The sequence below is a fragment of the Microbacterium sp. SORGH_AS_0505 genome, from assembly GCF_030818715.1.
GTDB lineage: Bacteria > Actinomycetota > Actinomycetes > Actinomycetales > Microbacteriaceae > Microbacterium.
In genome coordinates this window covers 1,018,981-1,033,348 of record NZ_JAUTAT010000001.1, presented here as the reverse complement: position 1 = coordinate 1,033,348, position 14,368 = coordinate 1,018,981, and the positions used below count along the sequence as shown (strand labels likewise).

Sequence of the window (14,368 nt, the reverse complement as noted above, 5' to 3'; positions counted from 1 at the left end):
ACCGCGACCGGGAGCGTTCACCCGGGGGTCACCTCCCGGACACGCCTCCTTGTTTGTATCGACGCGTGTCCTCGCCGATCGTGACCGTCATCCTGCCGGCGAAGGATGCCGGGCCCTACATCGGGACGACCGTCACGACGCTGGCCCGGCAGTTCCGGAACTCGGATCGGCTGCGGCTCGTCGTCATCGACGACGGCTCGACGGACGACACTCGCGTGCAGGTGCAGCACTTCGCCCGGGACATGCCCCACGTCGAGATCCTCTCGAACGCGCACTCGGTCGGCCTCGCCGCCGCACGCAACCAGGGACTCGAGAAAGTGGACACGGACTTCTTCTGCTTCGTCGACGGCGATGACTGGATGCACCCGGACCGCCTCGAGAGCCTCGTCGCGTCGATGCGCCGGCTGGAATGCGACTTCGTCCGCACCGATCACGTGACCGACACCGACGGTCGCCGGCGGCTCATGCGCGCCCCGTTCGCGTGGCGGGAGCGCGTGCTCGCGCCACGCGACGCCATCCTGCCGGCGGACGAGACCACGATGGTCGACTACCCCTATGCCTGGGCGGGCATGTTCCACCGCCGCGTCCTCGACGAGGGGCTCGCACACTTCGAGCCGGGCCTGTTCACGGCGGAGGACCGGCCCTGGATCTGGCGGCTGCACCTGCACGCGAGCACCTTCGCGATCGTCGACGCCCCGGCGATCCTCTACCGCCGCGGCGTAACCACGTCGCTCACGCAGATCCTCGATCGCCGACAGCTCGACTTCCTGCCCGCCTTCGCCGAAGCGATCCGCGTCGTGCAAGACGACCACGACGCGGAGCAGTTCCTCCCCAAGATCGCGACGACGACCATGTCGGTGTGCGCGTACCACCTCTTCCGCGCCCGAGCGATGGCGACCTCGGAGCGCACGGCCTTGCGCAGCGGCATCCGGGATCTGCTGCGTGCCATCCCGCCGGACCAGATCGACTCGGCACTGCAGCGCCTGTCGGACCGGCGTCGTCGCATCCTCGCCCGCCTCGTTCGCGAGGTCCGCGCCGCATGACGCAGATCTTCGTCGTGAACTCCGCGTACGGGCTGATGACGGCCGCCGCAGGAATGGATGCCGGTGCGATCCCGGTATCTGACGAGGCCCGCATCCTGGTCGCGGTGAACGCGGCGATCATCCCCGAGGTCGGCGAGGGCATCGTCGACGCCGCCCATCTCGCGACTCTCCGCGACCGGTTCGATCTCGTCATCGACCTCAATGCGCTGCTCGCCCCGGAGCGCCCGTCGCACTGGCAGGTGACCGTCGCGGAGGCGGCCGTGCTCGAGCGTCTGCTGCGGCAGGCGTGGGGGATCGACGGAGACCGCGTCGAGCTCTACCTGCAGAGTCCGCAGGTCGCGCCGTCGCGGGTGTTCATCGACGTCTTCCCGGGAGCACCGGTGTCGATCATCGGCGACGGTCTGATGACGTACTCACCGTTGCGCGACCGGTGGCCGCCCGCGGTCGCGAGACGCGTGACGGGCGTCGTGTACGCCGACACCGTCCCCGGGGTCGAGCCGCTGCTGTTCGCCGGCACGACGCGAGCCCCCGTCGGCATCGCCTCGTTCCGCGCCGTCGTGAACGACGTGGCCCGGGCGACTCTCGACCCGGCGATCGACGAGCTCGCCGACGTGCCGCGCCCCGTGCTCGTGCTCGGCCAATACCTCTCGGCCCTGAAACTCGTCTCGGCCGACGAGGAACGGCGGATGCAGCGCGACATGATCGACCGTGCACTCGCCTGGGAGCCGGGGACCATCGTCTTCAAGCCGCACCCGTCTGCTGCCCCCGCCCTCATCGACGACCTGGACGCCCATGCCGCGGAGCGCGGTGTGACGTTCCGGCCGTTCCGCGGCGACGCACCCGCCGAAGTCCTCGCGCTGCGCGTTCCGTTCGTCGGCGCCGTCGCGGGGTTCTCCACCGCGCTGCCGACCCTGCACGCGCTGGCGGGACTGCCCATCGCCTCCGTCGGCACCGAGGTGCTCCTCCACCGACTCACCCCGTTCGAGAACGGCAACCGCATCCCCGTGACCATCATCGATGCGCTCACCCGCACCGATTCGCCGTACCGGGGAGAGAGTCTGCAGCACCTCGTCGACGCGGTCGGCTATGCCATGCAGCCGGAGAACGCCGCGCCGCTGCGCCCGAGGGCCGAGGAGTTCTTCGCCGCGGCATCCCCTCAGGAGCGGGACCGGTACGTCCCCCGCGCCCGGCTCAGTTCGCTCGGACTCCCCGGCGGGCGGCGTCCGGGATTCTTCGCCCGCGCGCTCGGATCCCGCGGGGGCGCGAGCCGGGTCGCCGAAGTCGAACTGATCCTGCGCGGCGCCCGGCGCCGCAGTGCACGGGCATGGCGCGCCCTGCGAGGAGAGTGAGCATGATCGAGACGGTCGCCGTCATCCCCGCCCGCGGCGGGTCGAAGGGGGTCCCGGGCAAGAACGTCGCCCGTGTCGGCGGCATCCCCCTCGTCGCCCGGGCGGTGCGCTCGGCGCGGGCCACCGGTGTCATCGACCTCGTCGTCGTGTCGACCGACGACGACGCCATCGCCGCCGCAGCCCGTGCCGTCGGCGCACGCGTCGTCGACCGCCCCGCCGACCTGTCGGGCGACACGGCCAGCTCCGAGAGCGCCCTCCTGCACGCGCTCGACGCGCTCGCCGCCGACGGCATCGCTCCCCGCGTCACCGCGTTCCTGCAGGCGACGAGTCCCTTCCTCCCCGCAGGTCCACTCGCCGAGGCGGTCAGCGCCGTCCGCGACGGAAGGGCCGACAGCGTGTTCTCGGCGCGGGAGAGCTACGAGTTCGTGTGGCAGCGGGATGCCGACGGTGCCGCCGCCGCCATCGGTCACGACGCCGAGCATCGACCCCGGAGACAGGACCGCGAGCCCCACTTCGTCGAGACCGGGGCGTTCTACGTCTTCACGACCGCAGGGTTCCGCCGGGCGCGCCACCGCTTCTTCGGACGCACCGAGATCGTGACGGTGCCCGAGGCGACCTCGATCGAGATCGACGATCCGGCTCAGCTGCGGACCGCGCAGGCGCTCGCCCACCTCCTCGATCCGCCCGAGGCGGTCGCGGCCACCGCGCTCGTGACCGACTTCGACGGAGTGCACACCGACGACACCGCATGGGTGGATGCCGCCGGCACCGAGCACGTGCGCGTGAGCCGCTCCGACGGCATGGGCGTCGCCCTGTTGCGTCGGGCGGGTGTGCCCGTACTGATCCTCTCCACGGAGCAGAACCCCGTGGTCCGGGCGCGCGCCGAGAAGCTGCGTGTCGAGGTCATCCACGGCGTCGAGGACAAGGCATCCGTCCTGCGCCGGTGGGCGCAGGATCGGGATGTCGATCTGACGGAGACCGCCTATCTCGGCAACGACGTGAACGACCTGGCGGCGATGGCCCTCGTCGGATGGCCGGTTGCGGTGGCCGACGCGCACCCCGCGGTGATCGCGGCTGCCCGCATCGTGCTCGGCCGCTGCGGCGGTGACGGCGCCGTCCGAGAGCTTGCCGACCGCATCCTCGCGGCGCGCTGACCGCACGCATCCGACAGCCAGCCGCCCGGTGCCCGCCACACGGGGTTCATTCCCCCGTCACCGTCGCGAACCACGCTGAGGGTCAGCATCGACGAAAGGATCCGTCATGACGGTGACCATCGGAAGCCACGTACTGGGCGGCGGGCACCCCGTGTACGTCATCGCCGAGATCGGCCTGAACCACAACGGCGACGTCGCCCTCGCCAAGCGGCTCATCGACGTCGCTGCGGATGCCGGTGCGAATGCGGTGAAGTTCCAGAAGCGCACGCCCGAGATCGCCACTCCGGCGCACATGCGCGACGTCCTCCGCGAGACGCCGTGGGGCACGATGACCTACCTCGAGTACCGTCACCGGGTCGAGTTCGACCGCGACCAGTACATCGAGATCGGCGACCACGCGACCATGCGAGGGCTCGACTGGTTCGCGTCCCCGTGGGACGTCCCGAGCGTCGACTTCCTCGAGGACCTGGGCGTCGTCGCCCACAAGGTGGCCTCGGCGAGTCTCACCGACCTCGAGCTGCTCGAGGCCCTGCGGGCCACGGGCAAGCCGGTCATCCTCTCGACCGGCATGTCGACGATCGAACAGATCGACCGCGCGCTCGACGTCCTCGGTACCGACCGAACCGTGCTCATGCACGCCACCTCGACCTACCCGATGGAACCGGAGGAGGCGAACATCAAGATGATCGCCTCGCTCCGCGACCGCTACGCGGGGATCCCCGTCGGCTATTCCGGACACGAACGCGGCCTGCAGATCTCCCTCGCCGCCGTCGCGATCGGCGCCGTCGCGGTGGAGCGTCACATCACGCTCGACCGCACGATGTGGGGCTCCGACCACGCGGCATCGCTCGAGCCCACCGGTCTCGCGCATCTCGTGCGCGACATCCGCGTCATCGAGATGGCCCTCGGCGACGGCGTCAAGCGCATCTACGACGGCGAACTGGCGCCCATGGCGAAGCTGCGCCGCGTACCGGCATGACCATGAGCGCCGACCGGTCACCGGGCCTGCGCGTCGTCGCGATCGCCGACGCGGACTCCTTCGTGAAGTGGTCGGCGGCGCTCATCGACTCCGCGCCGGACGTCGACCCCCACCTGGTGCTCGTGCAGACGCCCCTCGTGGTGAGCGTCGCACAGGAGCATGCGGCTCTGGCGGGCACCGGCATCCGTCCCGAAGCGGTCACGCGTCTCGCCTACGACGCCCTCGCCGGGTGGCTGTCGGCGGATCGACCCGACGTCGTCGTGGTCGGCGGGCGCGGCCCGTTCGTGCGACTGATCATGCGGCAGATCGACCGGGTCACCCCTCGACCGGTCGTCGTCTCGGGACTTCCGGGCATGTCGATCCCCGCGCAGCGCGGAGCGGCGCTCTACCGCCGCTACAGCGACCTCATGGTGGTCCACTCGCGACGGGAACAACGCGCCTTCGCGCAACTGGCGGATCGCCTCGGCCTCGACATGCGTCCGAGTCTCGCGACCCTGCCATTCGCCCGGCCGACCCGCGGGGCGGGCGGCGGTACGGACCTCGTGTTCGCCGCGCAGGCGATCGTGCCCCACGAGCCGGCGGAACGCAGCCGGCTCGCCGGGATCCTGCGGTCGGCCGCGCTCGCCGACCCCACGCGGCGCGTGGTGGTCAAACTGCGCTCCCGGCCCGAGCTCGGCGAGGCTGAGACGCACTTCGAGCGCACCGGACTCACCGGCCTGCTCCGCGACCGGCCCGACAACCTCGTGTTCTCGCACGAGCCGATGTCGCGCGCCCTCGAGACCGCCGAGGGGCTCGTGACGATCAGCTCCACGGCGGCGATCGAGGCCATGGCCATGGGCGTTCCGATCATCGCGCTCACCACCTTCGGCGTCTCGAAGACGCACCTCAACACGGTCTTCGTCGGCAGCGGTCTGCAGGGTGAGGCGGACGACGTCATCGCGCGTCGGTTCCGGCACCCCCATACGGGGTGGCTCGCCGACAACTACTTCCACGACCCGAGCGAATCGACCTGGTGGTCGGACGTCGAGCGCCTCGTCGATCAGCGCCGGCGCGGTGTCCTCGTCCCGAGGTACGTCCCGGCGGCACGAGGGGGCGCACTCCACGACGCCTGGCAGCGCAAGGCCGTGCTCGGCGCCGAGGATCGCTCGGTTCTCGGATCGATCGCGCTCGCGGTCGGGGCGCCGCTCGTGCGGGGGATCCTCTCCACCCGCACGATGCTCGGCCGTCGCGGAGCGGAGTCGTGGTCCGACGACGGCAGCGACATCACGGTCACCCCGGCGCGCTATCAGGACCCGGTCGTCCGTCCGCGCCGGTCGGTCCTGGCCACCGTCATCGACTGAAGATCGCGTTCATCACGCCGCTCTGCAGGCCGATCCACACGACGAGGATCCCCCCGCCGATGAGAATGGTCGCCCACGGGACGGCCCTCTTCAGCCGGCGGCCGCCCGGGGCGACACCGGGCGGAGGAAGCAGCGCTTCGACGGGCGGCGTGAACGGCAGGGCGGTGCCCGGCTCCCCGCTGAGAGGGGCGGATGCCGGTGTCCCGGCGGCGGGCATCGCGAGACGGTCGTCGCGCCACCGCTCCCACTGCGCGAGTTTGTCCATCAGCGCGCCGACGACGGAGAACAGCCATCCCCACGTCCGCGGATCGAGGGTGGAGAAATCGCGCTTGCCGTAGAGGAACATCCAGTCGTCGACGATCTCGATGTCGAGCTGGGCGGCGTTGTCGATGAACCGCGCCATGATGTCAGGAGTGAACAGGTAGAGCGCGTCCTGCTCGTAGCCCTGCGGGCAGTAGAGCGAGAAGTACCTGTCGAAGTCGCCCTCGAGACTCAGGCGCTGGTGCCGGTCGAAGGACTGCGGCAGGTTCGTGCCGAGGAAGGTGTTGTTGCCCTCGGCATCCAGCACGATGTGGGGCAGTGGCGTGTGGAGGCGGATCGCGACGTAGCCCCACCGGTGGGTGGTCCGGTTCTTGCCGGACCCCGTCGTGTACCGGTAGTTGCCGAACTCGACCATGCGGGGCTGCTCGCCACGGAGGATGTCGGTCGCCGTGCGGGAGCTCCCGAGCGAGAAGATCATGCCCGGAAGGGGCGGATCGGATGCCTGGGGGAACCAGGTCATCCCGTTCGCCCGGGCGAAGTGGTCGAGGCGATACCAGCGCACGCCGCCGTTCCGATACGCCCTCACGATGAGGGCGGTCAGGCCGGCCGCGATGAGTGCGACGACGAGGATGATCGCGATCGAGCCGACACCGTTCGGAGCTGAGCCCTCGAAGAACGGGGCGAACACGAGCCGGAAGATCAGGTTGACGACGACGAGACCGAAGACTCCCACGACGCCGACGACGAGGCATCCCGCGGCCCAGCCGGCGGTCTTGGGGGCGCGACCCGACGCGAGGAGCTGCTTGCGGTATGCCCGCGCGGTGGCCCCGTCGACGGGGTCGGTCAGGGGGCGGGCGTCGAAACCGGGGGCGCTCATCGGGTCACTCCGTGTCCCTCGAGGACGGCATCGGCGGGAATCTCGACCGCATCGAGACCCGCGCGCGCCACCAGAGCGGCTGCGAGGGCGGCGCTCCCGCCGACGAGCGTCGAGTCGAGGTCGGGATCGCTCACCAGCACCCAGGCGCGGTCGTCGGGCCAGATGAGGCTCGGGCTGAGGATGTCGTCGGCGTCCTCGCCCCGCCACGGCGCGGCATCCGTCCACCCGAGATCGGCGAGTTCCGAGACCCCGCCGCGGAAGAGCACGTGGGTGCGGCCGGGCAGCTCGAGCCGCGGGCCCGCCGAGATCTCGCGGGAGAGGATGCCGTCGTGCCAGGTGCGCTTGCCCGTGACCGCGCTCCACAGGTCCTTCGCGCTGCGTCCGAGCATCTCGTTGTGCCGGTGCAGGTTCGCGTCGGACGGGTCGCCCGCCTGGTAGACGGCGCGCGACGAGCGCACCCGCATGCCGCCGAGGAGGCCGGGGTGCCCGTCCCACAGTGCGACGACACCGTCATCCGGCGCCGCCGTGTGCGAGGCCAGGACTGTGGCGATCTCGGCCACCTGGGCAGGATCGAGTTCGCCCCCGAGAGGCGGATTCACCCAGTCGCCCGCCGGGGTGACCAGCACTCCGGGCGTCTCCGTGGAACGGGTCAGGTGCTCCCAGTCCGCGAGCGGGGAGAACTCCGTCCCGTGAATTCCGGCCGCCTCGCGCCACGTCAGGGGGCGCTCCTCGATGCGCGAGAACAGCGACTCGCGTTCCGCGTCGGTCATGGCGGCGACGGCGTCGAAGGACGGCATCCGCTCGTTCGGGATCCGTTCGAGGTGGGCCGGGTGCAGGATGCGGACGTACGCCTCGAACCCGCGCGGTGCGACGTCGTGGATCGTGCCGCGGGGAGGATCGTCGAGCCGTCCGCGCAGCCAGTCGCCTGCAGAGACATCCCCGGTCCACTCCATGCGGCCACGGTACCGAAGACGCCACCCCGCGAGAGATCCTGCGCGCGGGGTGGCGTCGGGCGCCCGGTGTGTGTCAGGCGTCAGCGGTCAGCCGGCGTGGGCCGCGCGCACGTCGACGACCCACGTCACTCCGAAGCGGTCGGTGAGCATGCCGAAGCCGGCGCCCCACGGCGACGCAGCGAGCGGCTCGATGACCGTCGCGCCGTCGGCGAGGGACTCCCAGCGCGCGGCGACCTCGTCGAGGGTGTCGCCCTGCAGCGAGACGAAGAAGGCCCGGTCGGTGATCGTGGCGCCGTTCTCGCGGCGGGTCGAACCGGCCACGGCCTCGGCGCCCCGCGTCTCGCCCGGGACGTCGTACGCCATGAGCCGGAAGCCGTCCGCCGCGAGGAGGATGCCGAACACGACCTTCTCGGCGCCGGGCGCCTCGGCGGGCATGCCGACCTGCGCGTACGTCGTCACCGAGACGGTGCCGTCGAACACGCGGCCGTAGAACTCGAGCGCGGCGCGAGCGTCGCCGTGGAAGTTGAGGTGCGTGGTGGTGGAGAGGGTCATGGTGGTCCTTCGGTCGGTGGCTGTCTGCCGGGATCCACTCTTCGCCGCGTAGAGGACCGTTTCTGTCCGCTTCTCGAGCAGGATGGAGGAATGTCGTCGCCGTCGCACCGGATGCTGGATCTGCTGTCCGTCCTGCAGTCGCGCCGGGACTGGGGCGGCCAGGAGCTCGCCGACCGGCTCGGGGTGACCGTCCGGACGGTGCGCCGGGACGTCGACCGGCTGCGCGAGCTCGGCTATGCGATCACGGCGGCGAAGGGCCCGTACGGCGGATACCGGCTGAGCCCGGGCGAGGAACTCCCGCCGCTCCTCTTCGACGACCAGCAGGCGGTGGCCATCGCCGTCGCACTGCAGTCGGCATCCGGAGTCGACATCACGGATGCCGCGGCCCGAGCCCTCGCCACGATGCGGCAGGTCATGCCGTCGCACCTGCGTCACCGCATCGACGGGATCCGGTTCGAGGCGGGGGCGCCGGCCGAGCAAGTCGCGATCGCCGCGCTCGAAGCGGTGAGCGTCGCGACGCGCGAGCACCGGACGCTCCGGTTCGACTACGGCGACGACGCCGATCGCCCGGCCCGGCACGCGGAGCCGCACGCCGTCGTCGCGCGGGACGGGCGCTGGTACGTCGTCGCGTGGGACCGGGATGCCGCGGACTGGCGCATCCTCCGGCTCGACCGGCTGCGGCCCCGCCAGGGCGGCGGGGTCCCGTTCGAGCCTCGGGAGATCCCGGCGGGCGACGCGCGGACCTACCTCGCGGCGCGGTTCAAAGGATCCGAGACGACGGACCGGTGGCCGGTGACGGGCGAGATCGCCCTGCCGCTGCCCGCAGGGCGGGTCGCGCCGTGGCTCGGTGACGCCGAGCTCGCGGAGCGCCCCGACGGCACCTGCGTCGTGAGGGTCGGGTCGTGGTCGTGGGCGGGGGTGCTCGCCTGGGCACTGCGGTTCGACGTGCCGTTCGAGATCCTCGGGCCGCCGGATCTGGCCGCGGCGGCGGCCGAAGCGGGGCATCGGATGGCGGCGTCCGCGGCGGGACCGCCCGATTCCGCGGCAGGGCCGGGCATCCGCTAGACTGTTGTGGTTGTCCGCCTGCGCTCGTGCGCGGAATCAGCGGACACGTGCATCAACCCTCCTGATGCCGGGAAACGCCCGGCATCCGTTCTAGTCCGAAGGAGGTGGGTTAGTGACGCACATCCACCAGTACGAACTCATGGTCATCCTCGACCCCGAGATCGACGAGCGCCAGGTCGCTCCCAAGCTCGACGGTTTCCTCAAGGTCATCACCGCAGACGGTGGCACCATTGACAACGTCGACGTGTGGGGCAAGCGCCGTCTCGCCTACGAGATCCAGAAGAAGAACGAGGGCATCTACGCCGTCGTCAACTTCACGGGTACCAGCGAGGCCACGAAGGAGCTCGACCGTCAGCTCAAGCTGAACGAGCAGATCATGCGTACCAAGGTCCTCCGCGCCGAGGAGGCGATCGCTCAGGTCGCCGCCGAGAAGGAGCGCGCTGAGGCCAAGGCCGCCCGCAAGGCTGCGAAGGCTTAAGGCTCATGGCCGGCGAGACCATCATCACGGTCGTGGGGAACCTCACGGCAGACCCCGAGCTGCGGTACACGCAGAACGGCCTGCCCGTCGCGAACTTCACGATCGCATCGACGCCGCGCAGCTTCGACCGTCAAGCCAACGAGTGGAAGGACGGCGAAGCGCTGTTCATGCGCGCGTCGGTCTGGCGCGAGTTCGCTGAGCACGTCGCAGGCTCGCTCACCAAGGGCATGCGGGTCGTCGCGACCGGCCGCCTGAAGCAGCGCTCCTACCAGGACCGCGAAGGCAACAACCGCACGGCGATCGAGCTGGAGGTCGACGAGATCGGCCCCTCGCTCCGCTACGCAACCGCACAGGTCACCCGCGCCGCGTCCAGCGGTGGCAATGGTGGCGGCGGTGGCGGCAGCTTCGGCGGCGGTCAGCAGCAGTCGCGTCCGCAGGTTCAGGCAGACGAGCCCTGGGCGACGCCCGGGTCTTCGGCGCCCGACGCCTGGAGCGCGCCCGGGACGAGCTACGGCGACGACACCCCGTTCTGATTCGAATTCCGGATGCCGCGGGCCGCGGCATCCACATCTCTTAAGGAAGACACATGGCTGGAAAGGCAACCGGCGATCGCCGCAAGCCGCGGAAGGGCGCGAAGAACGCCGCTCCCGCGAAGGCGATCCGCGTCGGCGTCATCGACTACAAGGACGTCGCGACGCTTCGTAAGTTCATCTCGGAGCGTGGGAAGATCCGCGCCCGTCGTATCACCGGAGTCTCGGTGCAGGAGCAGCGTCTGATCGCCAAGGCGATCAAGAACGCCCGTGAAATGGCGCTCCTGCCCTACGCCGGCGCTGGCCGGTAAGGAGCACCGACATGGCAAAGCTGATTCTCACGAACGAGGTCGCCGGGCTCGGTAGCGCCGGTGACGTCATCGAGGTCAAGAACGGGTACGCCCGCAACTACCTCATCCCCCAGGGCTTCGCTGTGGCCTGGACCCGCGGTGGCGAGAAGCAGGTGGCGTCGATCCGCGCCGCCCGCGAGTCCCGCGCGATCCACGACCACGAAGAGGCTGTGGCGCTCAAGAACACGCTCGAGTCGAACACGGTCAAGCTGACCGTCAAGGCCGGCGCGGAAGGCCGCCTGTTCGGTTCGGTCAAGCCGGCCGACGTGGCCGACGCCGTCAAGGCCGCCGGTCTCGGTGACCTCGACAAGCGCAAGATCCACATCACCTCGCCGATCAAGGCCGTGGGACAGCACGAGGCGACCGTTCGCCTGCGTGACGACCTCACCGCCGCGATCACCCTGCAGGTGGTCGCCGCCAAGTAATCCTGGCGCGCGGTTCGGATGCCGCGGTTCCTCCCCTTCGGGTCGGGACCGCGGCATCCGGCGTTTGTGCCGTGAGGTGTGTGCGGATGCAAGGGATTCGAGGGGACACGCCGGGGTGATTCACCTGTCGCCGGGGCGTCGCGCCGAATCCCTTGCATCGGCGCACAGGTGGGGCGGATGCCGCGGGTGGGGCCCACGGCATCCGCCCCTTTCCTGAGGGGAGTCAGACGGTACGGCGGTGCAGGGTGAGCAGCGCTCCGGCGGCGAGCAGCGCCAGGGCGAGCGCGGGGAGCCACGTCACCGCGACTCCGCCGGTCTGTGCCAGCGTCCCGACCGGGGTGCTCGCGCTGGCCTGGGGGGCCATCGGAGCGGCGCCGGCGCCGGGGATCTGGTCGTCTGTGCCCATGCCCGGAGTGTCACCGGGGACCGTGCCCGGGTTCGCCGGGTTGGTGCCCGGGTCCGTCGGGTCGGTGGGGTCCGTGCCGGGGGTCACCGGGTCGACCGGGTCGGTCGGGTCCACAGGGTCGGTCGGGTCAACCGGGTCGGTCGGGTCCGTGCCGGGGTCGGTCACCGTGCTGTCGCCGATGATGGAGACCGCGGTGTCGCCGATGGTGACGGGGATGTCGATCGGCAGCAGGATCTGCGTACCGCTGCCGACCCCGTTCTCACCCGAGGTGACCGGGGCGCCGGGCGTGGTGCCCGTGCCAGGAGTGCCGGACGTGCCGCCGCCGACGGTGGTGCTGTCGCCGATGACGGAGACGGCGGTGTCGTTGATGGTCACCGGAAGGGTGATCGGGGCGACGACCTGGGTGCCCGAGCCGATGCCGTCGGATCCGTCGGTGGACGGGGTGCCGGTGGTGCCGGTGGCGGGTGCGGCCGGGGTGGCTGCGTCGGTGCTTTCGGTGGTGCTGTCGCCGATGATCGAGACGGCGGTGTCGTCGATGGTCACCGGGACGGTGACCGGGGCGACGACCTGGGTGCCCGAGCCGATGCCGTCGGATCCGTCGGTGGACGGGGTGCCGGTGGTGCCGGTGGCGGGTGCGGCCGGGGTGGCTGCGTCGGTGCTTTCGGTGGTGCTGTCGCCGATGATCGAGATCGCGACGTCCTCGACCGTCACGGGGACGGTGATCGGCGCGACGACCTGCGTTCCGGAGACGGCGCCGTCGGAGCCGTCGGTGGTGACCGACGGTGCGGGCGACGACGGTGCGGCCGGGGCCGCGGCATCCGTGCTCTCGGTCTTGCTGTCACCGATGACCGACACCGCGGTGTCCTTGACGGTCACCGGGGCCTTCACGGGGGCGACGACCTGCGTGCCGGACCCGATGCCGTCGGACCCGCTGGTCGACGCTGCGGGAGCCTTGGCGGGCTCCTTTGCGGGTGCGGCAGGTGCGGCATCCGTGCTCTTAGTCGAGCTGTCACCGATGACCGAGACCGCCGTGTCCTTCACGGTGACGGGGACGGAGACATTGATGATCGCCTGCGAGCCGGAGGCAGCACCGTCGGAGCCGCTGGTGGATGCAGAGCCCGAATCGCGCGACGGAGCCGGGGAGGATCCCTTGTCGCTCGAACTCGTGGACGAGTCGCCGAGCAGCGAGATCGCGGTGTCGCCGACGCTGATGGGGACGTCGACGTTGAGGAGCGCCTGGGTGCCCGAGAGCAGCCCGTCTTCTCCTGAGGTGGTCGGTTCTGCAGCCTGTGCGGCTGCCGCGCCGAAGAGGGTGATCCCCCCGGCGACAAGCGTGCCCAGCAGGGCGCGCGACAACATGGTGTTCATTTCTCTCTCCTGGAACATGACTGGGGATGGCGCGGGTGCGCCGTCACGCGGGACGTGCGGGATGCGTGCCGCGAAAACGCGCGGCGCAATCCCCGTCAGTCGGGAGAGACGTCGGTGTCGAAGAAGGGAGCGGGCAGGCCGTGCTCGTCGTTCGGCCGTCCGCGTCGCGCCCAGGCACGGTGCGCGACGGGGACGCCGAACGGAAGCAGGGCGAACAACCCGGCAGCTCCTCCAGAGGAAGTAGAAGTCAGAGAACCGGTTCCAGCCAGGGGCGCTGCGGGCGCGGGCGGGGCGGTGTCAGGCCTGGGGGATGCCGCGGGCCCACCAGCGGTCGACGATACGTCGGCGGCGGAGCCAGCCGCCACGGCCACCTGGAAGGCGTCACGCGTTGCCAGAGCGGCGGGGCTCACCCCGGCGGCGGAAGCGGGCGTCGAAGGTGCAGCGGCAGCGGTCGCGGCGGGTGTCCTGCCGGTCGCGGAAGCGTCGGCATCGGGCGCCGCCGGCGACACCGGAAGAGGGAAAGCGGGAATGACGCCGAGGCCGGGTGCGGCGGGCTCTGTCACGGGGTCGACGGCGTCCACGACCGGGGGGAGCACGGTGTCGATTACCGGGTCGATCGCGTCCACGACCGGCTCGACGACCGGGCGGACGGCATCCACGACAGGAGCCACGACACTGTCCGTGATGGGTGTCACGACGGTGCCGACGGGCCGCAGAACGGTGTCTTTGACGGGCTTCACCACCGTGTCGACGACGGGCTTCACGACCTTGTCGGTAGCGGGTGCGACCACTTTGTCGACGACCGGCTGGACGAGCTTGTCTGTGACAGGCCTTACGACCTTGTCCGTGACGGGCTTGATCGCCTTCTCGGCGACCGGCTTCACGATCTTCTCGGCGACCGGCTTCACGACCTTGTCGGCGACGGGCGTGACGACCTTCTCGATGACGGGTGCGACCGCCTTCTCGGCCACGGGCGTGACGACCTTGTCCGTGACGGGCTTCACGACCTTGTCGGTCACCGGTGCGACGGTCTGTCCGACGACTTTGGTCACCCCGCTGAGCAGTCCATCGTCTTCGCGGTCGGCGGCGTGAGCGTGCGATGCGCTCAAGACGACCGCGAAGGCCAGCCAGAGCAGTGCAACGCCGAATCCGATCGCAGCGAGGAGACCGAGTCGGACGAACGCGCGTTGCGTTGTAAGCACAGGTCACCTCCACGATGTCTCATCGGAACGCGCGCC

General features: G+C 70.7%; 15 protein-coding genes. 10 read left to right on the top strand and 5 right to left on the bottom strand.

Annotated elements, in window-relative coordinates; translation table 11 throughout:
• Positions 1–65 precede the first annotated feature (65 nt).
• The 5 genes from QE428_RS05155 to QE428_RS05135 all read left to right on the top strand — a co-directional run bounded on the left by QE428_RS05155 (position 66) and on the right by QE428_RS05135 (position 5,865).
• Entirely contained in the window at positions 66–1,043 is a 978-nt protein-coding gene (locus QE428_RS05155; protein WP_307466548.1) for a glycosyltransferase family 2 protein, read from the top strand.
• Positions 1,040–2,392: a polysialyltransferase family glycosyltransferase gene (locus tag QE428_RS05150; RefSeq protein ID WP_307466544.1), complete on the top strand. Its 1,353-nt coding sequence runs from the start codon at positions 1,040–1,042 to the stop codon at positions 2,390–2,392. The genes QE428_RS05155 and QE428_RS05150 overlap by 4 nt, the downstream gene beginning before the upstream one ends.
• 2 nt (positions 2,393–2,394) lie before the next feature.
• Complete coding sequence (locus QE428_RS05145) at positions 2,395–3,546, top strand: acylneuraminate cytidylyltransferase (protein WP_307466542.1); 1,152 nt, start codon at positions 2,395–2,397, stop codon at positions 3,544–3,546.
• Between the two features lie 106 nt (positions 3,547–3,652).
• On the top strand, positions 3,653–4,525 hold the full coding sequence (locus tag QE428_RS05140; RefSeq protein ID WP_307466539.1) for an N-acetylneuraminate synthase family protein: 873 nt from the start codon (positions 3,653–3,655) through the stop codon (positions 4,523–4,525).
• Positions 4,522–5,865 carry a DUF6716 putative glycosyltransferase gene (locus QE428_RS05135; RefSeq protein WP_307466536.1) on the top strand — a complete coding sequence of 448 codons (1,344 nt, stop codon included), beginning with the start codon at positions 4,522–4,524 and terminating at the stop codon, positions 5,863–5,865. The genes QE428_RS05140 and QE428_RS05135 overlap by 4 nt, the downstream gene beginning before the upstream one ends.
• Here QE428_RS05135 and QE428_RS05130 read toward each other — a convergent pair.
• The 3 genes from QE428_RS05130 to QE428_RS05120 all read right to left on the bottom strand — a co-directional run bounded on the left by QE428_RS05130 (position 5,855) and on the right by QE428_RS05120 (position 8,508).
• The gene (locus QE428_RS05130) at positions 5,855–7,003 is read right to left on the bottom strand and encodes a hypothetical protein (RefSeq protein WP_307466533.1); all 1,149 of its coding nucleotides are present in this window, start codon (positions 7,001–7,003) and stop codon (positions 5,855–5,857) included. The two genes, QE428_RS05135 and QE428_RS05130, sit on opposite strands and share 11 nt — an antisense overlap.
• Positions 7,000–7,956, bottom strand: a complete 957-nt coding sequence (locus QE428_RS05125) for a hypothetical protein (RefSeq protein WP_307466530.1) — start codon at positions 7,954–7,956, stop codon at positions 7,000–7,002. The genes QE428_RS05130 and QE428_RS05125 overlap by 4 nt, the downstream gene beginning before the upstream one ends.
• A gap of 87 nt (positions 7,957–8,043) precedes the next feature.
• A complete protein-coding gene (locus tag QE428_RS05120; RefSeq protein WP_307466527.1) occupies positions 8,044–8,508 on the bottom strand; it encodes a VOC family protein in 465 nt (154 codons plus the stop codon).
• A gap of 90 nt (positions 8,509–8,598) precedes the next feature.
• Between QE428_RS05120 and QE428_RS05115 the strand changes: the two genes are divergently transcribed.
• The 5 genes from QE428_RS05115 (at position 8,599) to rplI (ending at position 11,356) form a co-directional block, all read left to right on the top strand.
• The gene (locus tag QE428_RS05115) at positions 8,599–9,573 is read left to right on the top strand and encodes a YafY family protein (protein WP_307466524.1); all 975 of its coding nucleotides are present in this window, start codon (positions 8,599–8,601) and stop codon (positions 9,571–9,573) included.
• Between the two features lie 112 nt (positions 9,574–9,685).
• Positions 9,686–10,051, top strand: a complete 366-nt coding sequence (rpsF, locus tag QE428_RS05110; protein ID WP_262981988.1) for a 30S ribosomal protein S6 — start codon at positions 9,686–9,688, stop codon at positions 10,049–10,051.
• Positions 10,052–10,056: 5 nt separating this feature from the next.
• Complete coding sequence (locus tag QE428_RS05105) at positions 10,057–10,584, top strand: single-stranded DNA-binding protein (RefSeq protein WP_018187767.1); 528 nt, start codon at positions 10,057–10,059, stop codon at positions 10,582–10,584.
• A 53-nt stretch (positions 10,585–10,637) separates the two neighbouring features.
• Positions 10,638–10,892, top strand: coding sequence for a 30S ribosomal protein S18 (gene rpsR / locus QE428_RS05100; protein ID WP_005054609.1), 255 nt, complete (start codon positions 10,638–10,640; stop codon positions 10,890–10,892).
• An 11-nt stretch (positions 10,893–10,903) separates the two neighbouring features.
• Complete coding sequence (gene rplI / locus QE428_RS05095; RefSeq protein WP_307466520.1) at positions 10,904–11,356, top strand: 50S ribosomal protein L9; 453 nt, start codon at positions 10,904–10,906, stop codon at positions 11,354–11,356.
• A 223-nt stretch (positions 11,357–11,579) separates the two neighbouring features.
• Here rplI and QE428_RS05090 read toward each other — a convergent pair whose 3' ends face one another.
• Together QE428_RS05090 and QE428_RS05085 are read right to left on the bottom strand one after the other, a co-directional pair.
• A complete protein-coding gene (locus QE428_RS05090) occupies positions 11,580–13,130 on the bottom strand; it encodes a hypothetical protein (protein ID WP_307466517.1) in 1,551 nt (516 codons plus the stop codon).
• 95 nt (positions 13,131–13,225) lie between these two features.
• Entirely contained in the window at positions 13,226–14,332 is a 1,107-nt protein-coding gene (locus tag QE428_RS05085) for a hypothetical protein (protein ID WP_307466515.1), read from the bottom strand.
• Positions 14,333–14,368: the final 36 nt, after the last annotated feature.

Coding starts and splice junctions, on each gene's coding strand:
- QE428_RS05135 (WP_307466536.1), top strand. CDS start 4,522: ATGACCATGAGCGCCGACCGGTCACCGGGCCTGCGCGTCGTCGCGATC.
- QE428_RS05105 (WP_018187767.1), top strand. CDS start 10,057: ATGGCCGGCGAGACCATCATCACGGTCGTGGGGAACCTCACGGCAGAC.
- QE428_RS05115 (WP_307466524.1), top strand. CDS start 8,599: ATGTCGTCGCCGTCGCACCGGATGCTGGATCTGCTGTCCGTCCTGCAG.
- QE428_RS05125 (WP_307466530.1), bottom strand. CDS start 7,956: ATGGAGTGGACCGGGGATGTCTCTGCAGGCGACTGGCTGCGCGGACGG.
- QE428_RS05145 (WP_307466542.1), top strand. CDS start 2,395: ATGATCGAGACGGTCGCCGTCATCCCCGCCCGCGGCGGGTCGAAGGGG.
- rplI (WP_307466520.1), top strand. CDS start 10,904: ATGGCAAAGCTGATTCTCACGAACGAGGTCGCCGGGCTCGGTAGCGCC.
- rpsR (WP_005054609.1), top strand. CDS start 10,638: ATGGCTGGAAAGGCAACCGGCGATCGCCGCAAGCCGCGGAAGGGCGCG.
- QE428_RS05120 (WP_307466527.1), bottom strand. CDS start 8,508: ATGACCCTCTCCACCACCACGCACCTCAACTTCCACGGCGACGCTCGC.
- QE428_RS05090 (WP_307466517.1), bottom strand. CDS start 13,130: ATGAACACCATGTTGTCGCGCGCCCTGCTGGGCACGCTTGTCGCCGGG.
- QE428_RS05130 (WP_307466533.1), bottom strand. CDS start 7,003: ATGAGCGCCCCCGGTTTCGACGCCCGCCCCCTGACCGACCCCGTCGAC.
- QE428_RS05140 (WP_307466539.1), top strand. CDS start 3,653: ATGACGGTGACCATCGGAAGCCACGTACTGGGCGGCGGGCACCCCGTG.
- QE428_RS05150 (WP_307466544.1), top strand. CDS start 1,040: ATGACGCAGATCTTCGTCGTGAACTCCGCGTACGGGCTGATGACGGCC.